This window comes from Brevibacillus borstelensis (assembly GCF_037834415.1).
GTDB classification, from domain to species: Bacteria; Bacillota; Bacilli; order Brevibacillales; family Brevibacillaceae; genus Brevibacillus; species Brevibacillus borstelensis_A.
This window is the reverse complement of the sequence record NZ_JAUMSJ010000001.1, coordinates 384425-403341: the sequence shown is the minus strand read 5'-3', so window position 1 is coordinate 403341 and position 18917 is coordinate 384425. Positions and strand designations below refer to the sequence as shown.

The 18917-nt window shown below is 52.7% G+C and carries 21 protein-coding genes and 1 riboswitch; of the genes, 10 read left to right on the top strand and 11 right to left on the bottom strand.

The features are described from left to right. Positions 1 to 322: hypothetical protein (locus Q3F21_RS01870; protein WP_340249580.1), on the top strand; the 322-nt coding region annotated here is incomplete at its 5' end. A gap of 109 nt (positions 323 to 431) precedes the next feature. Continuing rightward, entirely contained in the window at positions 432 to 722 is a 291-nt protein-coding gene (locus Q3F21_RS01865; RefSeq protein WP_340249578.1) for a hypothetical protein, read from the top strand. 70 nt (positions 723 to 792) lie between these two features. Here the strand turns inward: Q3F21_RS01865 and Q3F21_RS01860 are convergent, their stop codons facing one another. From Q3F21_RS01860 to Q3F21_RS01850, 3 genes are read right to left on the bottom strand one after another with little or no spacing between them, the layout of a single operon-like run. Next, positions 793 to 1569: a fumarylacetoacetate hydrolase family protein gene (locus Q3F21_RS01860; RefSeq protein WP_340249576.1), complete on the bottom strand. Its 777-nt coding sequence runs from the start codon at positions 1567 to 1569 to the stop codon at positions 793 to 795. 59 nt (positions 1570 to 1628) lie between these two features. Next, positions 1629 to 2828 carry a tRNA uracil 4-sulfurtransferase ThiI gene (gene thiI, locus Q3F21_RS01855; RefSeq protein ID WP_340249574.1) on the bottom strand — a complete coding sequence of 400 codons (1200 nt, stop codon included), beginning with the start codon at positions 2826 to 2828 and terminating at the stop codon, positions 1629 to 1631. A gap of 19 nt (positions 2829 to 2847) precedes the next feature. Then, on the bottom strand, positions 2848 to 3996 hold the full coding sequence (locus tag Q3F21_RS01850; RefSeq protein WP_340249572.1) for an IscS subfamily cysteine desulfurase: 1149 nt from the start codon (positions 3994 to 3996) through the stop codon (positions 2848 to 2850). Between the two features lie 347 nt (positions 3997 to 4343). Here Q3F21_RS01850 and Q3F21_RS01845 point away from each other — a divergent pair, with 347 nt between their 5' ends. After that, positions 4344 to 4484 carry a hypothetical protein gene (locus tag Q3F21_RS01845; protein WP_340249570.1) on the top strand — a complete coding sequence of 47 codons (141 nt, stop codon included), beginning with the start codon at positions 4344 to 4346 and terminating at the stop codon, positions 4482 to 4484. Between the two features lie 200 nt (positions 4485 to 4684). Next, complete coding sequence (locus tag Q3F21_RS01840; protein ID WP_340249568.1) at positions 4685 to 5914, top strand: LysM peptidoglycan-binding domain-containing protein; 1230 nt, start codon at positions 4685 to 4687, stop codon at positions 5912 to 5914. Between the two features lie 139 nt (positions 5915 to 6053). On the opposite strand, the gene dapF is transcribed toward Q3F21_RS01840, so the two are convergent. Beyond that, positions 6054 to 6932 carry a diaminopimelate epimerase gene (gene dapF, locus Q3F21_RS01835; protein WP_340249566.1) on the bottom strand — a complete coding sequence of 293 codons (879 nt, stop codon included), beginning with the start codon at positions 6930 to 6932 and terminating at the stop codon, positions 6054 to 6056. A 113-nt stretch (positions 6933 to 7045) separates the two neighbouring features. Between dapF and Q3F21_RS01830 the strand changes: the two genes are divergently transcribed. After that, the gene (locus tag Q3F21_RS01830) at positions 7046 to 7579 is read left to right on the top strand and encodes a DUF84 family protein (protein ID WP_340249564.1); all 534 of its coding nucleotides are present in this window, start codon (positions 7046 to 7048) and stop codon (positions 7577 to 7579) included. 79 nt (positions 7580 to 7658) lie between these two features. Here Q3F21_RS01830 and Q3F21_RS01825 read toward each other — a convergent pair whose 3' ends face one another. Then, the gene (locus Q3F21_RS01825) at positions 7659 to 8237 is read right to left on the bottom strand and encodes a DUF456 domain-containing protein (protein ID WP_340249562.1); all 579 of its coding nucleotides are present in this window, start codon (positions 8235 to 8237) and stop codon (positions 7659 to 7661) included. A 90-nt stretch (positions 8238 to 8327) separates the two neighbouring features. On the opposite strand from Q3F21_RS01825, the gene Q3F21_RS01820 reads away from it, so the two are divergent. Next, a complete protein-coding gene (locus tag Q3F21_RS01820; RefSeq protein WP_340249560.1) occupies positions 8328 to 8930 on the top strand; it encodes a 5' nucleotidase, NT5C type in 603 nt (200 codons plus the stop codon). 106 nt (positions 8931 to 9036) lie between these two features. Here Q3F21_RS01820 and Q3F21_RS01815 read toward each other — a convergent pair whose 3' ends face one another. Then, the gene (locus Q3F21_RS01815; protein ID WP_340249558.1) at positions 9037 to 9261 is read right to left on the bottom strand and encodes a DUF1540 domain-containing protein; all 225 of its coding nucleotides are present in this window, start codon (positions 9259 to 9261) and stop codon (positions 9037 to 9039) included. Positions 9262 to 9367: 106 nt separating this feature from the next. Between Q3F21_RS01815 and Q3F21_RS01810 the strand changes: the two genes are divergently transcribed. After that, positions 9368 to 10147, top strand: a complete 780-nt coding sequence (locus tag Q3F21_RS01810; RefSeq protein WP_340249556.1) for an SDR family NAD(P)-dependent oxidoreductase — start codon at positions 9368 to 9370, stop codon at positions 10145 to 10147. Here the strand turns inward: Q3F21_RS01810 and Q3F21_RS01805 are convergent. Both Q3F21_RS01805 and Q3F21_RS01800 read right to left on the bottom strand, forming a co-directional pair. Further along, the gene (locus Q3F21_RS01805; protein WP_340249554.1) at positions 10067 to 11383 is read right to left on the bottom strand and encodes an MFS transporter; all 1317 of its coding nucleotides are present in this window, start codon (positions 11381 to 11383) and stop codon (positions 10067 to 10069) included. The genes Q3F21_RS01810 and Q3F21_RS01805 overlap by 81 nt on opposite strands. 171 nt (positions 11384 to 11554) lie before the next feature. Beyond that, on the bottom strand, positions 11555 to 12766 hold the full coding sequence (locus Q3F21_RS01800) for an MFS transporter (protein ID WP_340249553.1): 1212 nt from the start codon (positions 12764 to 12766) through the stop codon (positions 11555 to 11557). Between the two features lie 165 nt (positions 12767 to 12931). Here Q3F21_RS01800 and Q3F21_RS01795 point away from each other — a divergent pair, with 165 nt between their 5' ends. Then, complete coding sequence (locus tag Q3F21_RS01795; RefSeq protein ID WP_340249551.1) at positions 12932 to 13627, top strand: ArsR/SmtB family transcription factor; 696 nt, start codon at positions 12932 to 12934, stop codon at positions 13625 to 13627. 2 nt (positions 13628 to 13629) lie between these two features. Next, on the top strand, positions 13630 to 14952 hold the full coding sequence (locus Q3F21_RS01790; protein ID WP_340249598.1) for an MFS transporter: 1323 nt from the start codon (positions 13630 to 13632) through the stop codon (positions 14950 to 14952). Between the two features lie 83 nt (positions 14953 to 15035). Here the strand turns inward: Q3F21_RS01790 and codY are convergent, their stop codons facing one another. Both codY and glyA read right to left on the bottom strand, forming a co-directional pair. Further along, the gene (codY, locus tag Q3F21_RS01785; RefSeq protein ID WP_340249549.1) at positions 15036 to 15818 is read right to left on the bottom strand and encodes a GTP-sensing pleiotropic transcriptional regulator CodY; all 783 of its coding nucleotides are present in this window, start codon (positions 15816 to 15818) and stop codon (positions 15036 to 15038) included. A 232-nt stretch (positions 15819 to 16050) separates the two neighbouring features. Continuing rightward, on the bottom strand, positions 16051 to 17292 hold the full coding sequence (glyA, locus tag Q3F21_RS01780; RefSeq protein ID WP_340249547.1) for a serine hydroxymethyltransferase: 1242 nt from the start codon (positions 17290 to 17292) through the stop codon (positions 16051 to 16053). Between the two features lie 158 nt (positions 17293 to 17450). Beyond that, positions 17451 to 17555: riboswitch (glycine riboswitch) on the bottom strand. A 179-nt stretch (positions 17556 to 17734) separates the two neighbouring features. On the opposite strand from glyA, the gene yjcZ reads away from it, so the two are divergent. Continuing rightward, positions 17735 to 17833, top strand: a complete 99-nt coding sequence (gene yjcZ / locus Q3F21_RS01775) for a sporulation protein YjcZ (protein ID WP_340249545.1) — start codon at positions 17735 to 17737, stop codon at positions 17831 to 17833. 234 nt (positions 17834 to 18067) lie between these two features. On the opposite strand, the gene Q3F21_RS01770 is transcribed toward yjcZ, so the two are convergent. After that, positions 18068 to 18844, bottom strand: a complete 777-nt coding sequence (locus Q3F21_RS01770) for a sporulation protein (protein WP_340249543.1) — start codon at positions 18842 to 18844, stop codon at positions 18068 to 18070. Positions 18845 to 18917 lie beyond the last annotated feature (73 nt).

Here is an 18917-nt window from a genome sequence, read left to right as displayed (position 1 = left end):
TACGAAGTATTTCAGCGTCACACGGCATCACTTCGATACTGAAGTGCCTCAGCGTGACAACTGGCATTACTTCGGTAAAAACGCTTCGCTGTTCAGTTTTCAAGGAACATTTCTGAAAGTCGGTCGCTCAGAAGCGACTTTTTTATCTTATCACATCGCCCACAGAATGTGCAAGAGTTTTTTTCTTCCAAGTTTTCCGGAATTACTCTCGCTCTTGGCGACAAGGATCAATATAACATATTCCACAGCAAATAATCAAGAGTTTTTTCGAAAAACTTTAATGTCACTTAACTATAGCCTGTTTAATTTGAAGAGTTTTTAATTATAACGAATTTGTCCGCTTGCTTCTAACATCCTTGAGAAATGCAGCGCATATGTGTCCCCCGTTTACTTCACACTAAGCATACTTAATGGAAAGGTCGTGATTCTTCATGTCTCCAAAACCAACTTATCAGGAATATGACAACAAACCGTACAGCGAGCTATCTACCGTCGAATCACAGCGTAATGAGATTTTACAGGAGGAGTTTCCCGAAGGCCCCTACGGTGCGGCCACGAATGAAGCGCGCTTGGGGAAAGCCACTGGTTGGGAGCCTGGACAGCATTCGACCAGTACCCGCTTTACCTATGAAACCCGGCAGATGCATAAAGATTTGCCTCGCCAGCTACCCGGTGCCCATCCTGTCCACGACAATCCCGATGCAACCGAGGAAGAAAGATAGCTCTCGTCCAAAAAGCTCACCTGTCCGCATCTGGGAAGGTGAGCCCTTTTGTTGTAGAAATGTACATGATTTATGCTTCAGAAACAACATGTGTGGCGAGAGTACCGATCCCTTCAATCGTAACGGAGATTTCATCGCCAGGGTGCAGCTCCCCAACACCAACAGGAGTTCCCGTCAAAATCACGTCACCCGGCAAAAGAGTCATGACAGCCGACACCGCCTCAATCAAACGGGGGACAGGAAAAATCATCTGCCGCGTGGAAGCATCCTGCCGTACCTCTCCATTTACCCGGGTGACGATCCGTACATCCTGATGGTCCAGTTTGGCGGCAATTGCAGGTCCCAACGGACAAAATGTGTCAAAGCTTTTCGATCTTGTCCACTGTCCGTCCTTATGCTGCAAATCTCTTGCAGTCACATCGATAGCGCATGTAAACCCGAGAATAAAGTCCTCAGCTTCCTCTGCTTTTACACGATGAGCACGCTTTTTGATGACGACAGCCAGTTCTCCCTCATAATGAAGCTGTTTCGTCAACCGCGGATAAATGATAGGTTCTCCCGGTCCAACCACCGTCGTGGACGGTTTGAGAAACATCAATGGCTCTGCGGGGATTTCCATCCCCATCTCTTCGGCGTGGTCGAAGTAGTTTACTCCAATGCAGACGACCTTGCTCGGTGTGCAGGGAGCCAGCAGGGTTACTTCATTCAGAGGCAGCTCCAAACCAGTCATGATAGGCTTGGCTGACTGGACTTTGTAAATATCGCCTTCGATGACCCTTACCTTTTGCTCCTCTTCCACCATCCAACCGTGCTTAACCTTGCCGTTGCGTTCATACCGGACAATCATCGTTCTCCCCCCGTTTTCCTCTCTGCTCGTTTCATGGAACGCACACTGATTAAATGAAGTTAAAACAAATCGTTCACCACTTCGCGAGGCTTGGAGGTAATCTCTTCAACCACTGTGCGATTGACCGCGTCTTCCACCATTGCATCCACGTCCAGTTTCTCTTCGAAGCGCTCTGCCAAATACGCCTTTGGCCTTGTGACAGGCTTTTTCGGCGTAAAGATCGTGCAGCAATCCTCGAAGGGCAAAATAGACAGCTCATACGTATCGATCCGCCTGGAAATGTCCATAATCTCCGATTTATCCATTGCAACCAGAGGTCGCAGGATCGGAATCGAGACGACATCGTTGATGGTGTTCATGCTCTCAAGCGTTTGCGAAGCCACCTGCCCCAGGCTTTCTCCTGTCGCCAGAGCCAAAGCGTTGTTGTCATTCGCAATCCGCTCGGAAATTCTCATCATAAAGCGGCGCATAATGGTGATCAAGTAGTCCTCCGGGCAGTTTTGGCGGATCGCCGTCTGAATATCGGTAAAGGGAACGACGTGCAGCCGGATGGTTCCGCCCCATTTGGTGAGCTTATGGGCCAAGTCCCGCACCTTTTCCAGCGAGCGTTCACTGGTAAACGGCGGACTGTGGAAATGAATCGCCTCCAGCGTAACACCGCGCTTCATCATCATCCAGCCTGCCACAGGGCTATCGATCCCTCCGGACAACAGCAGCAGAACTTTCCCTCCTGAGCCGACCGGCAAGCCTCCTGGCCCTGGAACGGTTTGACAGCTGATGTACGTTCCTTCCGCGCGTATCTCAATATTGACGACAGCTTCCGGTTGATGGACGTCCACTTTTATGGCAGGGAGATTGCGCAGGATGTGAGTCCCCACCATCCGGCTGACCTCCATCGAGGTTTTCGGAAACCGCTTGTCGGCCCGCCGCGTTTCTACGCGAAACGTCTTGGGCTCCGGCTGAATTTGACGAATCATTTCCAGAGCTTTTTCTTTGATCAGCTCTTCATCCTGTTCCACCTGCACAGTCGGACTGAAGGACGAGATACCAAAAATCCGCTTGAGCCGCTCCATGACGGCCTGGGCGTCTTCTCCGTGAAGCTCCACGTACATTCGCCCGTAATTGCGGCGAACCTTGATCTTGTAAAAGGAGCGCAATACACTTTTTACGCTCCGCACCAGCGCTTCTTCAAACAAATCGCGATTCTTGCCTTTTAGGGCCAGCTCGCCGTATCGAATCAAAATGACATCGTAATTCATTGTCGGCTCCTTTGCATCGTTACACTTTTTCTTTCATATATGAGCGCATGCTGCTGACATCCCCCACTGCAGCAATGAACTGTTTGATTTCTTCGGCAGTGTTCTCTCTTCCAAGGCTGATCCGAATGGCGGACAGCGCCTGCTCCCGGTCCATTCCTGTCGCTGTCAGCACCCTGCTCGGCTCGTCCGCCTTTGATGAGCAAGCCGACTTGGTCGAGACGAGAAAACCGCGTTCCTCCAAGGCGTGCAAGACAACCTCCGCTTTCATTCCGGGAAACGAAACATTGACAATGTGGGGAGCGCTTCCCTCTTCGGGGGTGTTGATCACGCAGCCGGATATAACGGAAAGACCGGCACGCAACTGACGAGTCAGCTCAGTCAACCGATCAGCATCCCGTTTTCCTTCCTCAGTCAGTATCCTGATCGCTTTAGCCATGCCGGCAATCGCCGGGAGGTTTTCGGTTCCCGACCGGAAACCTCCTTCTTGGCCTCCCCCCATCAACAGCGGCTGGATAATCAGTCCTTCACGCTTGAACAGAATGCCTGTACCGCGGGGGCCGTGAAATTTGTGAGCCGATATGCTGGCCAGGTCAATTCCCCACTCTTTCACCCGGAGCGGAAGCTTTCCGAAGCTTTGCACCGCGTCGACGTGAAACAACGTTTTGGGGAATTGTTTGAGCCATTCTCCAATCTCCGCGATCGGCTGGATTGTCCCAAGCTCATTGTTGACATGCATGACAGACACGAGAATCGTATCTTCCCGCACCGCTTTCTTTACATCCTCGACAGACACCCGCCCTGCATGGTCAACTGGCACGAAGGTGACGGAAAAACCGAACCCCTCCAGCTGTTTGCAGACATCGTACACGGCAGGATGCTCGACGCTTGTCGTCACAATATGCTTGCCTCTGGTCTGATATTGGAACGCCACTCCTTTGATGGCGGCGTTGTTGCTTTCCGTTCCTCCGGAGGTGAACAGGATTTCCGACGGTTTGCAACCGAGGTACTGAGCGGCTACCATCCGAGCCTGCTTCAGCACATTTTCTGCCTCCAACCCTTTTTGATGGAGCGACGAGGGGTTGCCGTAGTAGCTTTCCATCGCTCGTTTGACCACCTCAATGACTTGAGGATACGGTCGGGTCGTGGCGCTGTTATCCAAATAAATCACCAGTCCACACCTTCCTGTTTGGCGATTGCCCAAAGTCTACCTTTCATCATAACACGACTTGTTTCTTTCCACATAGAGTGAAAGGCGCTACTTTATTTACTTTCCCCCGTTTGGACAACTGTCACTACCGGTTTGCTGACAGTTCGCGGGAGACGTGAAGAAAACGCTCATGAGTTTCTACGGAAAGCCTGAACGATCTGCTGCATGGTCGCAAATTCCCGAAAAGTCAAGAAACCGTCACAGATACAAGCGCTTACATTCCCAAAGTGCTCTTTACATGCAAGTGCCCATTCGTTAAAATAGTCAGTAAATTTAGATAAAAGATGGCGAGAAGGAGAGAATTCATCATGACTGCACAAGCAATGCAAGAGAAGATCCGCAAAATGGAGGCCGAATTGAAAAGGCTACAAGCGGAGCTGACAAAAATGAATCATGCGAAAATTGAAAAAGCGGAAACCGCTTATCTTAACGAGGTGTACAACGGGTGACAATCCGTATAAATGATTTCTGCTAGCGTGGAAGGACGCACAGTCTGGTGCCGACTTCCACGCATTTTTTGTGTTTCGGCACTGGGTCCGTTTCCCAACCGAGGAAGCATTTATCCAATGAAAGAATCTGTTTCCTCCATTTACAATATTGTTACACTATTTGCGCAACAAGAGATCAACATCAAGGGGGAACGATCATCATGTTCAAAACATCCTGGAAACGCATGACCATCAGCTCGCTTGTGGCGCTCTCGCTTCTTCCCGTTGCCAGTGCTTCAGCTGTTACGATCACGGTCAAACCGGGGGATACATTGGGTAAGATCGCAGCCAGATACGGCGTCACGGTTGAACAGGTCAAGCTGGTCAATCACCTACAGTCTGACAAGCTTCTTGTCGGTCAATCCCTCTCGATACCGCCAGCTTCCCTGGTATACACCGTTCAAGCCGATGACGTCCTGTGGAAGATAGCCGCGCGCTTTCAAACTACGATTCCTGCCATCATTGAAGCAAACAAGCTGAACACCACCGAGCTTCTCATCGGGCAAAAGCTGTTGATCCCAACAGCCTCTTCGAACACCCCTGCTCCGCAAGACAGCAGCTCCCTTTACACGGTCGTAAAAGGAGACATGCTGTGGAAGATTGCCGATCGTTTTCAGGTGTCCATTCAGGCTATCGTCGATGCCAACGGGCTGAAAACGACAGAGCTGTTGATCGGCCAAAAATTGGTCATCCCGCGGAAAGATGCGGATGCGCCCTCCTCCCCGGCCGATACCGGGAACATGGCAGAAAAACCGACCACAGGAAAGGGAGCAGAGCCTTCCGCTTCGGACAAGCCTTGGGTCACCACTGCGAACTATACGGTTGTGAAAGGGGATACTCCCTGGACGATTTCGATTGCGCATGGGATCCCCCGGGACGAGTTTTTGCGGGTGAACAGCCTTTCGGAGAGCGACTACCTGCAGCTGGGACAAATCGTAAAAATCCCGGTTCACCACATCCCGGTCACGTCTACCCCGGGTGCATCCTACGGCGAATATCTGGACTGGTTTGAAGCAGCGCAATACCTGTTTCCGATCAATGCTGTCGCCACTGTAACCGATTTTCACACTGGCAAAAGCTTTCAAGTGAAGCGTACCATCGGCGCATTCCACTCGGATACCGAACCGCTGACGGCGAAAGACGCGGCCATCATCAAGGAAGTATGGGGCGGCACCTATTCCTGGAATGTGCGTCCGGTGCTCGTCGAAGTGAACGGCAGAAAACTGGCTGCTTCCATGACTTCCATGCCGCACAGCATCGAATACATAACAGACAATGATTTCGAAGGTCATTTCGACATCCATTTTCCAAACAGCCTTCGCCATAAGGACAACCTGATCGACCCGGACCATCAGGCAGCGATAAAAATAGCGGCAGGTCTCGGCAAGTAAGCCTGTGAATCCGAACAGCAGGAATGCAAGCTTTACACGGTAGATGGTTTGAATCGCGCTGACCGCTTACACCAGCAAAAAATCCGCCCTCGGCTTTACGCTGGAGGCGGATTTTTTTATCGGCATGGCACGCTGTCGATCAGGCTCTCATTTGACCGTCCAACATCGGGAGCGGCTCTGTGTAAACACCTTGGTACACCTCTGTCGCGGGGCCGGTCATGTATACGCGGTTGTCGCTCTCTCGCCACTCGATCAGCAAATCTCCTCCTGCCAAGTGCACGGTAACTGTCCGGTCTGTCTTTCCGCTGAGACTAGCTGCAACTGCCGCCGCACATGCTCCGGTCCCGCAGGCCAGCGTCACGCCGGAACCGCGTTCCCACACGCGAAACAACAGCTCCTGCCGGTTGAGCACCTGGATAAACTCAACATTCGTCCGCTCCAGAAACCATTCGTGCCGCTCGATGTGCGGGCCAAATACGGTAACATCCTCTTCCTTTACCTCTTCCACAAACAGGATGGCATGCGGATTGCCCATCGAAACGGCGGTCATCGCAAATGTCCGTCCCTGTACGGCAAGCGGATACTCCACGACCTGTTCATCCGGCTTTCCCGTCATCGGAATCGCAGATCGCTCAAAGCGCGGCTCTCCCATATCAATTGTCACCTGTTCTACCTTGCCGTTTTTTCCGATCTGTACCCGGGGAGCCACGATCCCTCCCAATGTCTCCACAGTAAAGGACTCTTTCCTGGTCAGACCGTGGTCGACGACGTATTTGCTGACACAGCGCAAGCCGTTGCCGCAGTTTTTGGCTTCACTGCCATCGTTGTTGAAGACTCTCATGCGGAAGTCAGCCGCCTCGGAGGGCATGATCAAAATCAGTCCGTCTCCGCCGATGCCAAAGTTTCGGTCGCTTACCCTCCGCGCCAATTCCGGCAAATCCACGCCAGAAAGCGGCTCCTCAAAGCAGTTGACATAGACGTAGTCATTTCCGAGTCCGTGCATTTTGGTAAATTTCATCGTTCGTTCCTCTCTCGTTTCGACGTTCTGATTATTCTTTCATGTTATCACAGAAACATCCTTTCTGGGACATGGTATACTACCCCTAATCACACAAGTGGAGGTTGGCTCTGATGGATTTTTCCGTGCTGAGATACGCTTTGGGCACGAAAAACGAAGCAAAGGCAAAAGCGGTGCTTATGGCTACTGGATGTGAACCGCTTTGCATGTCTGTTTCTTCCGGCATCTCCGGGCAGCCCCTTTCCGAGGAAGAGACGGTCAGAGGTGCGATCAATCGGGCGAAAGCGGCCCGAATCCAGGCAGGCGAAGGCTATGTAGGCTTGGGATTGGAAGGAGGCCTCGCCTTTGACGGCGTTCATACCCATCAGTGGTATCTGATCTCGATATGCGCCGCCTGGAACGGCGAACAGCTTTTTATCGGCAAGGGGCTTGCCTTTCCCATCCCGAATGCAGCCGTGGAACGGATCAAACGCGAAGGGATTGAGCTATCCACCGTGATTGACGAGTGGAGCGGCACTTCAGGAAGCAATCATCGCGGGGGCGCTTACGGCTTGCTAACGGAAGGCTTTATCCAAAGGGCCGAGGTATTCCGCGACGCTGTTGTTGCTGCCCTTACTCCGTTTGTATCCCCTTTTTATAAAGAATGACAGAGCGCGCAACTGCGTCTACCGCTTGCTTGTTAAAGCAAAGAAAAGCCCCTCCCGTGGGAGAGGCAATCAAGCGGGACTACCGGGCAACGTAATAGGGATACACGATCAAGGCGCCAAGAATCGCTACAGCCCCAATAATCATTGCCCACGTCCCAAGTGTACGGGCATTTCGGCGAAACGCCAGGTAGCCCAAGACGATACCAACAGGCGCAATCAGATACGGGAGCAAAAAGAGCGACAGGATGGAAAGTCCAAGACCCGTCATTCCCAAACCGCTCGCGCCGTTTTCAGGGTCAGCCTTGGTTTCGGCAGATCGGCGGGTTCCACGGATCGGCTCCGCGATTTCGGCGGCGGTTTCAACGTCGCTTGCCTTGGCAGAACGCTCAACGGTATAATGCGGGCGTTCAGTCTGCTCCTTCGATTGGATCAGCTCGTCATCGAGGTTGGCATGTTGCTGTTCGCCGTTGTACCGTTCGGTGTGCGTCAGCGGGTCGTAGTCGATGTTGCGTTTGGCGTTGCTGCTGTCCAGGTTAAACACAGCACCCATCCAGCTGTCCACAGCAAACTCCGTGTCCCGTTGATCTACCATTTTGGCGGGCCCGTTGTCTGCTTCCTTCTGCTCAGCATTCATACGCTCTTTTTCGTCGTACGCCATGTCAAGCTCAGCCCCTTTTACAAGGATTGTGGTGAAGGAAGTAGCTTTATTCTCTGCCTTGGGTGTACAATTTAAACTGGAGGCGAGAGGATGAAACCAGAGAGAACCCTAACAATTGGCATCGATATTGATGGCACTGTCACGGAACCGAGCAGTATCGTGCCCTTGATGAACGAGAGCTTTGGCAAACATTTGCGTTACGAAGACTGTTTTGTCTACAATTTGGCCAAGGTGTACGACATTAGCGATGAAGCTTTTGCCGACTGGCTGGACAAGCATGGTGAACGGCTGTACGATGAAGCCCCTGTGCACGGAACGGCCGATTCTATCTTGCGCAGCTGGTTTGGCCGCCATCGCCTGATCTACATCAGTGCCCGGGAGGCTCGCCACCGCGACGTCACGCTCAATTGGTTCTCCCGGTACCAAATCCCTTTTCACGAATTGGACTTGATCGGTTCTCACGACAAACTTGCCGCTGCCCAAAAATGGAGGGTCGACTTGTTCCTCGAGGATCGTTTGGAGAATGCCCTGCAGCTTTCCGAAGCGCTGGAGATTCCTGTACTGCTGTTCGATACCCCGTACAACCAGGGAACACTGCCCGAGCTCGTCCACCGGGTTCATTCCTGGGAGCAGGTAGACGCCTTGGTGGAGTCTCTGCCGATCAAACGCCTCCTCGGCTCAACACGACCATAGCGAAAGAAAAAGAAGACGTCTTGAACTGCACTCTTTACACGGCGGGCAAGAACAGGAAAAGACGTATCGCCAGCGCGGGATACGTCTTTTTTCCTTGCTCCATGAGTTACTTTTTTTCCGTTTTCTTCGGTTTGAAGGTGTGACAACAGGTTTGGGAAGAGGTATCTGCCTTGTCCTTGTGTTCGCTGTCATGACCGTACTCGCCGGCAAACTCTTCCTTGAAGTCCGCATTGGCGTGAGCGTCGATTTCCACCATGATCATGTCGGCATTACAGTTGTTGCCTTCGCTCCAATACTCACAGTTGGCTACACTGCACTTTACTACTGGCATGTATATTCACCCCCTAGGGGCTATCCTTCACCACATCCCGGGCACTTATACTTTCCATATCCAGACGCCCTTTGCACGAAAATAACCTTAAAAGGGGGGAGTATTCATGGATAAACGGCAGGTTGTCGTCATTACCGGCGCCACTGGAGGACTGGGCGCCGCATTGGCTCGTCTGCATCTCGCACAAGGAGATCTGGTCGTTGCCACCGGACGATCGGGAGCGGGACTGCAAGCGCTTCGTGAAAAGCTGGGAAACCCGGACAGCCTTGCCAGTCATCAGCTCGATGTCACCGCCGCCGACATGTGCGCGCAATTGGCCGACCTGGTGAAAAGAAACTACGGCAAGTGCGATATCCTTTACAACAATGCGGGCACGGCCCTGTTTGTTCTCTTTGCGGAAATGAACGTAAGCGAAATCAAACAGACGGTTGACGCCAATCTTTCCGGCCTCCTCTACGTGACTCACGCCTTTTTGCCGATGATGCTGGCAGCCAAGTCTGGCCATATCGTCAATATCGGTTCGCTGGCGGGACAAGCAGCGTCCGCCAAAGCCGCTGTTTACGCCGGCAGCAAGGCGGCCGTCATCCGCTTTAGTGAAGGTCTGCGCCACGAGCTGGCCGATGCCGGCATATACGTCACGTGCGTGATGCCCGGGCCGATCGACACGCCTTTTTTGAATCGGGCTGACAAGTCGGGCGCTTATCGGGGCAAGGTTGAACGTTACCTGATCACCCCGGAGCAAGCGGCGAAGCGCATTCTGCGCGCCGTCCAAAACAAGCGGGACGAGGTTGCCATGCCCCGTCGCCTACATCTGCTCTCCCTCTTTTACCGCCTTCTGCCGAGCCGGTTGAAGCGCTTGGCTGCTCCCCTCCTGAACCGCAAGTAGCCCCGGGGTATCCAGGCGGCGCAGAAGCGGAAGGGCAATAAGCCCTATCACAATACAGGCCGCAGACGCAGCGCCAAGCAGCCCTTGCAGCCCCATGCTCGGAATCAGCACACCGGAAAGGCCGGCGCCCGCCGGCATCCCCGTTCCGGTAATCGTCCTCACACTCGTCAGAACACGGCCAAGCATCTCGGAAGGAATGTTCTTTTGCAAGTAGCTGCGATACAGAATGTTGTATGGAGTGAAGCTAAGCCCGGCCAGACCCATGGCAATGACCGCAACATCCGTTCGCGCAAAGAACGCCAGCGGCAGCGTCGTGATCCCCCACAAGACAATGATCGAAGACAGCGTTACGCCAGTGGTTATCCTCCAGGTGATCGCTGAAAACAGGACGGAACCGAGCAGCGCTCCTCCCGCAAGCGCCGACCATAGCAGACCGAGTGAAAGCGATCCCCCCTCCAGAAGCTGATCGGCGTAAAGCGGAAGTGCCACCTCGACAGGGCCGTACGCCATGTTGAAGAAAAAAGTAAACAGAATGAGCCAAACGAGCTGCGCCCGTTTAAAAAGAAAGCGGTACCCTGTCAAAATATCGGACGCAAGCGAGCGAAAAAATTCCCCCGGCTTGCCCGCAGCGCTTTGCCTGGAAACATCATCCAGCGATTCGAATGGAATCCGGTAAAAGCAAAACGCGCATAAGAACATGGCGCATGCATCCACCAGGAGGACCATGCTCTCTCCGATCAAAGAGATCAACAACCCCGCCAGCGCCGGGCCGAACAATCCGGTCATCTGCCACTGGCTTTCCATCAGGCCGTTTGCTTTCACCAAAAGATTTTTGTCCGGAACCAGCCGGGGCAACAGCGCCTGCGCTCCCGAGCTGCTAAGCGGCGAAAGCAGTCCGGCCATGATGATCAAGGCGTAGACAGTCCAGAGCGGCAGCGAATCCGACTGCAGCACCAGGACGAGCGCTATGTAAATCAAGCCGCGCAATAAATTGTCCCAAATAATGAGCTTCCGCCGGTTGAAGCGATCCAGCAGCACCCCGACGACCAGACCTGCCGCAACCGATGAGAGCATGAACGCGAGAACGACGCCCCCCATTGCAACAGGCGAGCCCGTCTTTTTCATCACAAACCAGGAAAGGGCCATCCAGCCAAACGAATTTCCCAGCGAGGACAAAAACAGTCCTGTCCAGTACCAGCGAAAAGCAGAATGATTCCAAAGCTCCTTCACATGCATCTCCCTCTTTTTTCACCACTTTTCAATCATTTTAATTTAAAATATATACTTTTTCAATTACTATGTTTATTAAAATATATAAATGAATTTATTTCAAAGAAAAAACACCTTTTTGCACCGTATGAAAGGCAAAAGAGGTGTCAGTTGTTCGGCGGTTGGAAGGACTATTGCTTAACCGGCTTCTTTGCTCTGTTCTCCAAGGCTCCGAGCCGCCAGCAGCCATATGAGGCCGGCGATCACTCCAAATACCGCGAGACCTGTGGAAACAAGCGAGCTTCCTGCTTTTTCCGCGCCGTAGCCGACGATCAGGCAGCCTGCTGCAAAGCTTCCCATCGTCGCCATCTCGCGGATGGAAAAGACGCGGGCCAGATATTCCGAATCGGCCAGGCGCTGCAGTCGGGTAACCGCCATGATCGAAGAGCTGAAGGAAGCGAACGCGCAAAACAAGGTCGCGACTCCGAGCAAGATGATCGGCCCCGCGTGAAACATCCCGTATACCGAGAGACTCATGGCCACCAAAGCCCAGCCAAGAGCCGTATTCACGCCCTTCTCCCCTGCGCGGTCCGCCCACCTGCTCACGACGACACCGGCCAAAACTCCTCCAAGTCCCAGCGGAATATCGAGCAGGCCGAAGACGTACAAGCCTTCTTTCCGCTCCTGCAGGATATGAAACATCAGCATGATGTAGTAGGCACCAAGTATGCGTTCCGCCATTTGATACATCAGCACCGATTTGATTTTCGGAACCGCGCGGACATAGTCAAACCCTTCGCGCAGACGCGTGAAAAAGCCAGTACTGGTCTTCATCTCCATGCCGCTGAGAGACGGCAGCTTTAAAAGGATCAGGAGCGAGACGAAATAACAGGCGGCATCGAGGAGAAAATTAAATCTGTAGGAAAAATAATAGACCAAAAATGCAGCCACTCCCTGACAGACAATAATCAGAAAAGACGTTGTGCCTTGCATGAGCGAGTTGGCTTGCAGCCTGTCCTCCTGCTTGACCGACTGGACGATCGCCACCTGCATGGCCGGTTGAAAAAAGGCGCTGCAAACGTTGACCAGGATTAAAAGCAAAAAAACGACCCACAGGTAGGTAGGTGTCGTTATCCAGAAAAAGAGGCTGACAAGGACCCCTCGTAAAAAATTCGCAATGATCATCACTTTACGTTTGTCCCTGTTTTCAAGCAGCGCCCCTGAAAACAGACTCGTGATGACATAGGGCAGCATCCGAAAGACCGTTCCGGCCGCAAACGACAGGCCGGAGCCACTGAGATCCTGCAAGAGACCCACAACCGCGATAAAGGTAAATTCATTTCCGACGATATGAATGATGTGCGCCGTGTAAAGACGGCGAAAGACCGGATGTTTAAGTATGGATGACATGCTCCGCTCTTGTCCTTTCACCGTTTTTTCCGTATTGTAACACTATTTGTGAAAAAAAGCAGAATTCACTTGCCCTGACATCCTTTCAATTGTTACAATACGTTCAAGAAAATTTGAACGTTACGAAAATACAACACGATACTTTGTATGGAAAGGCGGATTCCATTGAAACGTTACATGGTTATTGAAAACTTGGAGCAACTGAAAGCCATCGGCGACGCGCTGCGGATGGAGATCATCAACCTGCTGGTCAGAGAAGAACAGACAGGAAAGCAGCTGGCCACTCAACTTTCACTCTCCCCCTCGAAGGTGCATTACCATCTGAAGGAGCTGGAGCATCACGGCTTCATCGAGGTCGTACGAACAGAAGAGAAAAACGGGATCGTGCAAAAATTTTACCGGTCCAAAGCGTACGACTTTAAAGTAAGCGACAAACTCTTGCCGTCCCTCAAAGACGACACCATGCTGATGCAGGAGACGATGCTGAACCATCTGCGCAGCAGCATAACCCGTCTGTACAATGCACCTGAAGAGAGCTTCCTGCTCTTTGCCGAAGAATCGAAGCGTCCGCCTCTGTTTGGCTGCAATGGCGAGGTAAAGGCATCCCGCGACGACATCAAGGCTTGGCTGGACAAGTATCGCGAGCTTTTGAAGGAGCTCGGGGATATCGAGGAAAGACATCTGCAGCGGATTGCTGCGGGAGAAATCGAAGATACGAATGAGGTATTTTATTTCGTTCACGTCGGTTTTATGACGAATGAACGCGTTTACGTATCAGACGACGAGTCGCTGCCGGACGGGTATGAAATTGTCAACGATACGACCGTTGAAAAAATTTGCAGGAGGGTTGAACGGAAGTGACGATGACGGCAAAATCATCACCGAATCCGGTTCTTTGGCGCAACAGCCAGTTTGTCCGCCTCTGGATCGGCAATCTGATCTCGGCTCTGGCTGACGGCGCTTTTTTTATCTCCTTGTCCTGGTTTATCGTCGATAAGACCGGGTCAGAGGCGGTACTCGGGACAACGCTGATGTGCATGTCCATTCCGCGCCTGCTCTTTATGCTCGTTGGGGGCGTCGCCGCCGACAAGTACAGCCGAAAGTGGATCATGTTTGCTTCCATCCTGGCACGGGGGATTGTGCTGGGCGTCTTTGGCATGCTGCTAATAATGCAAGAGACCGGTCACTGGCTTCCTTATTCCGCGTATGTGACAGCCTTCCTGTTCGGTACGGTCGACGCTTTCTTCTGGCCGGCGAGAAGCAGCGTCCTGCCCTTTGTCGTCTCCCGCGAACAGCTTGCCCCCGCCAACAGCCTTATGGAAATTGCGCAACAAATCAGCCTCGTCGGCGGACCGCTTGCGGCAGCGCTCCTGATGCGGTCGACAAGCTATCCTGCGACCTTTCTTACCATGGCTGCCGCTTTTTTTGTCGGCACCCTGATCATTTTTACCCTTCGCCTGCAACAGGGAGAGACCATAAGCCGCGACTCACAAACAAAGGCGGAGCCTTCCTTTTTCCGGCAAATTTTTGAAGGGATTCTCTTTGCCAAAACCATTCCGGTCCTGATGATCATTTTTGGAACCTCTCTGGTCGTGAATATGATGTTTTCAGGCCCTGTCAACATGGGGCTGCCTCTCCTCGTCAAGCAATTGGGATGGGACAGCAATGCTTACAGCTCTCTTAGCACTTCGCTCGGAGTAGGCACCATCATCGGCGGCATTATTACCGGCGTATGCAATGGCTTTCGCGGACGCTTCCTGCTGCTCCCGTTTCTTCTCGGCTTTATGGGCGCCGGCATCGTCGCAGTCTCCTTCATGCACGAACTCCCGTTCGGTTTGTCGATGATGCTGATCGTAGGACTGACAATGGCGATGACGAACATCCCTTTGCTCACCTACATTCAGACCATCGTCCCGGAACACATGCTGGGCAGAGTCATATCGCTATTGACGACCATGTCAATCGGACTTGGTCCGGTCAGCTATGCGATTTGCTCGTTTCTTTTGCAAAAACAGATTCTGGAAGCCGATACGCTCCTTCTCGTCGGCGGGTTCGCCGTTGGCCTGCTCGGAATGAGCCTGATTCTGTTTCGCCACTTCCGACAGGCGGAGCAGCACCCGCTGTGGGCTCAGCAAGGCATCAAAAACAAGCAGGAGCAAGAGCCGCAAACCTCGCTATCCGTCTGACCCGGCCCTGCTGCAGGCTCGCCCCGCCAGCTATCCGATAGAAAGAAAAAAGCCCGATCCGCATTGGATTGGGCTTTCTTACATTACGACGTCTTCCACTTCGCCAATTCGGATGGGAATTTGTCGTTCAGCACCTTGATGTATGTGCCTTTCATCCCGAGCGAGCGGGATTCCAGCACTCCTGCGCTGGCAAGCTTTCGGAGCGCGTTGACGATGACGGAACGGGTCAGCCCGGCCTGATCTGCCAGCTGGCTAGCTACCAGCAAGCCTTCTTTGGCATCGAGCTGCTCCATGATTTTTTCAATGGCGATCTGCTCGCTGTAGGAAAGGGAAGAAAGCGCAATCTTGGCAAAGGTTTTGTCGCGCACTTCATTTTCAATCTGTTCCGTGCGCTGACGGACTATTTTCATGCCAATGACAGTCGCGCCGATTTCGGCCAGGATCAAATCCTCCGTTTCGAAGGTGCCGTAAGCACGAAGCAATACGAGCGTACCCAGACGGCTTCCGCCCGCGTTGATCGGAACGATGGTCGTCATCATTTGCGGGAAGAGCGGCAGCAATTCCTCCGGTACCATGCTGTACGGGCTTTGCGCCCCCTCGTTCGCCAAGGACTGGTTGACTTCCAAAAGCTTTTGATTGTAGCCGTATGGCAGCATTGCGCTTGTCCTGCCCTCTTGCCCCTGTCCGATGCCAAAATCCTCGCGCACGCCATTTCCTAAAATCGTCCCGTCGGCCGTGACGATGTAGACGTTCGCGCCGATCACATCGGCCAGCAGCCGAGCCAGGTCATGGTACCCTACTCCGCTTCCTCCCATCGTTTTTTGAAGCATGACGTTAATCCTTCTTGTTTTTTCCAGTAAATTCATTCCATTTTTTCCTCCTTACGGTTATGTATAGTCGCAGTATTGTCAGAAAAATCCCGGCTTATACATGCAAATCAAAAAATAGACAATAAAAGAACAGGCCCCTTATGGTTTATGCCATAAAGGACCTGTCCGTTCCTCAAATTCGTTTCTTCATATCTTTACCCTGTGGGTGAGCCACCCATTCGCCGAGAGCCGTTTCCCGCAGGGCCCTAGGCATATTCCGCCACCCCCGTCAGCGCAATACCGAATCGCGATTGTGAAGAGGATAAGCGGCACATAATTGGCTGATGGACTCTCGTACGGACGGAGCTTTTTTCCCTTTCAGAACAGCTGCAATGGCTCGTCCGACGGTCTTCATCTCTGCTTCTTTCATGCCTCTTGTGGTGACGGCGGCAGTTCCGATTCGAATCCCGCTGGTGACAAACGGACTTTCCGGATCAAACGGAATTGTGTTTTTGTTGACGGTGATGCCTGCCTCCTCCAACAGTTTTTCCGCTTCCTTTCCTGTCAGTCCAAAGACCCGTACATCGAGAAGCAGCAGGTGGTTGTCCGTACCGCCTGAAACCAGCCTCGCTCCTTCTTCCAGCAAGGTCTCGGCGAGAGCCTTCGCGTTTTTCACCACCTGCCCCGCGTAGTCGCGGAACTCGGGCTGCAGCGCTTCTTGAAAAGAGACTGCCTTTGCCGCGATGATGTGCATCAGCGGCCCGCCCTGGATGCCTGGGAAAATCGCTTTGTTTACGCCCTTTGCCATCTCCTCGTCATTGGTCAGAATAATCCCGCCGCGCGGTCCCCTCAGCGTTTTATGGGTGGTGCTGGTCACGACGTCGGCATGCGGAACGGGCGAAGGATGCACACCTCCCGCCACCAATCCGGCGATATGTGCCATGTCCACCATCAGCTTTGCTCCCACCTGCTCGGCGATCTCCCGAAAGCGGGCGAAATCGAGCGTCCGGGAATAGGCACTGCCGCCCGCGATGATCAGTTTCGGCTTTTCCCGGCGGGCAATCGCTTCCACTTCGTCGAAATCGATCAGATGATCTTCCTCGCGCACGCCGTACGGGACGACGTGAAACCACTTTCCCGAGAGGCTGACCGGGCTTCCGTGCGTGAGATGGCCCCCATGCGACAGATTCATCCCCATAAAGGTGTCGCCTGGCTGCAATAGCGAAAAGAACACGGCCATGTTCGCCTGGGCGCCGGAGTGCGGCTGGACGTTGGCGTATGCGGCTCCGAACAGCCTCGATACCCGGTCGATCGCCAATCGCTCGACTACATCCACATGCTCGCAGCCGCCGTAATACCGCTTCCCGGGATAGCCTTCCGCATACTTGTTGGTCAGCACGGATCCCATGGCGTCCAAAACGTCCTGACTCACAAAGTTTTCCGACGCGATCAGCTCCAACGTCCCTAGCTGACGCTGGCGTTCCGCTTCGATCGCTTCGAAAATTTCTCTGTCGTGATCCCGCAAGCTCATTTTATAGTCCTCCCTTGACTCCCACCTTTCCCAAAGCAAAAAAGGACAGGGAAAGATAGATAGCGCGTAATCTACCTCTCCTCTGTCCTTTTACCTGAGAGTTTAACTCCTGCACGGGAGTCTTCCCCTTGGGTGGCTGTCCGCTCTCTCCAGAGGTGCGTCCCATTGTGGTACCTTGTACCTGAGAGATTCTTTCCCAAGGATTTTTGGGGTTTGCTCCTTCGGTGCCGGCCCAAATGTCCGGTCTCTCCCACAATCGTCATCCGCTCTTTGCAATTACTTCGAATCATACGTTATCAGATCCCCATTGTCAATAATATTTCGAATAGATTATCAATTCACCCGTATTCTTTACCCAAAAATGGGTAGGCGCCCTAACACCTAAACACTCGCCCGTCAATACGATAACAGGGAACCCACTCAAACAAAGGAGGATGCTTGCATGAGCGGTTTATTCAAGAGCGGCGGGTTTAATGGTATTGGTCTCATTCTGGTGCTGTTCATTCTGCTTTCGATTGTCGGTTGCTCAGAAGATTGCTAGCACAGGCTTAGGTATACAGCGCCGATTGACGGATGACCCTTTGTTCAAATGGCTCCCGGGTACCCCATAACGTTATAAAAACGCGGGAAGCACTGCTCCCGCGTTTTCTTGTCAAACGTTCCTAATTTAATGAAGAGCCTCTTTGATGATGAAAAGAGGCCGCCAGGACCAATCATGGTTCCATAGCGGAAATTATGTTCTATCATTTTTCTTTTTTGCGCGGTTTGCTTTTGGCTAGCGCGAATTACGGCGAATGTTTTCCTCAATTTCCTCGGCAATCGCCGAAACCGGTCGGTTCAAATCAGCCTCGGTCAACCGGAAACGGGCATAGCGTTCGTCCAAATTGAATGCTTCCTGAAAGGCTCCGAGAAAACCGCGGGCCCGTTTATCGAGTTCCAGAAGAACCTCCAGCTCTCCCTCCTTCAGATAAAAAACGGTCTCCAGCTCCTCCAAACGGCTCCGGTAGGGGCCGGTCGGTCGGAATTCAAATTCCTGCACAAACGGGTACGTACGTCCGAGATAACGATTGTACTCGCAATCGACTTTATACAATTGAAAGCCCAGGGACTGGATGGCGTCCAGCACTTTCTCCATCAGCGGATGCGGCCTTACCTCGATAAAATCTGAATCCCCCGGATCGATGGCATTTTTAATGTCCAGTCCAGTGCGCAGATAAACGGGCTGCCGGCCCATCGTAAGCGGGGTTTCGTACGGAAGCTGGAAAGAAAACGGGATCGCCTTCTCTTCCTTCGGGTTCAGCGAAAACCGATCGGAAATACGGTATTTGCCAAGTGTGCATTCTTCCTTAACCTTGCGATCATTCGTTTCGCGTTCGTAATGCGTTACGACGTACATATAAATTTCGTCAACATCCTGGGCGACATCTCCGCCTTTGATGTGGACCTCTCCCCTTACCCATTCCCCCGGAATCAACGAATCGTTCTCCAGGCGGGCATCAACTTGGGCAGCTCCTATTCCTACGCTTGCCAACAGCTTCTTAAACATCGACATGGATTCATTCTCCCCTTAACCAACGCGATCGGTTGCCCCGCTTTTTCAAGCAAGAGCGAAGCTTCTGTCCTTT

What these genes read in the sequence shown, in the direction of transcription:
- Q3F21_RS01815 (WP_340249558.1), bottom strand. Translation starts at nt 9,261, where the DNA reads ATGCCAGTAGTAAAGTGCAGTGTAGCCAACTGTGAGTATTGGAGCGAA.
- Q3F21_RS01800 (WP_340249553.1), bottom strand. Translation starts at nt 12,766, where the DNA reads ATGTCATCCATACTTAAACATCCGGTCTTTCGCCGTCTTTACACGGCG.
- Q3F21_RS01840 (WP_340249568.1), top strand. Translation starts at nt 4,685, where the DNA reads ATGTTCAAAACATCCTGGAAACGCATGACCATCAGCTCGCTTGTGGCG.
- yjcZ (WP_340249545.1), top strand. Translation starts at nt 17,735, where the DNA reads ATGAGCGGTTTATTCAAGAGCGGCGGGTTTAATGGTATTGGTCTCATT.
- Q3F21_RS01825 (WP_340249562.1), bottom strand. Translation starts at nt 8,237, where the DNA reads ATGGCGTACGACGAAAAAGAGCGTATGAATGCTGAGCAGAAGGAAGCA.
- Q3F21_RS01790 (WP_340249598.1), top strand. Translation starts at nt 13,630, where the DNA reads ATGACGGCAAAATCATCACCGAATCCGGTTCTTTGGCGCAACAGCCAG.
- Q3F21_RS01830 (WP_340249564.1), top strand. Translation starts at nt 7,046, where the DNA reads ATGGATTTTTCCGTGCTGAGATACGCTTTGGGCACGAAAAACGAAGCA.
- Q3F21_RS01770 (WP_340249543.1), bottom strand. Translation starts at nt 18,844, where the DNA reads ATGTCGATGTTTAAGAAGCTGTTGGCAAGCGTAGGAATAGGAGCTGCC.
- dapF (WP_340249566.1), bottom strand. Translation starts at nt 6,932, where the DNA reads ATGAAATTTACCAAAATGCACGGACTCGGAAATGACTACGTCTATGTC.
- codY (WP_340249549.1), bottom strand. Translation starts at nt 15,818, where the DNA reads ATGAATTTACTGGAAAAAACAAGAAGGATTAACGTCATGCTTCAAAAA.
- Q3F21_RS01810 (WP_340249556.1), top strand. Translation starts at nt 9,368, where the DNA reads ATGGATAAACGGCAGGTTGTCGTCATTACCGGCGCCACTGGAGGACTG.
- Q3F21_RS01845 (WP_340249570.1), top strand. Translation starts at nt 4,344, where the DNA reads ATGACTGCACAAGCAATGCAAGAGAAGATCCGCAAAATGGAGGCCGAA.
- glyA (WP_340249547.1), bottom strand. Translation starts at nt 17,292, where the DNA reads ATGAGCTTGCGGGATCACGACAGAGAAATTTTCGAAGCGATCGAAGCG.
- Q3F21_RS01860 (WP_340249576.1), bottom strand. Translation starts at nt 1,569, where the DNA reads ATGATTGTCCGGTATGAACGCAACGGCAAGGTTAAGCACGGTTGGATG.
- Q3F21_RS01820 (WP_340249560.1), top strand. Translation starts at nt 8,328, where the DNA reads ATGAAACCAGAGAGAACCCTAACAATTGGCATCGATATTGATGGCACT.
- Q3F21_RS01805 (WP_340249554.1), bottom strand. Translation starts at nt 11,383, where the DNA reads ATGCATGTGAAGGAGCTTTGGAATCATTCTGCTTTTCGCTGGTACTGG.
- thiI (WP_340249574.1), bottom strand. Translation starts at nt 2,828, where the DNA reads ATGAATTACGATGTCATTTTGATTCGATACGGCGAGCTGGCCCTAAAA.
- Q3F21_RS01865 (WP_340249578.1), top strand. Translation starts at nt 432, where the DNA reads ATGTCTCCAAAACCAACTTATCAGGAATATGACAACAAACCGTACAGC.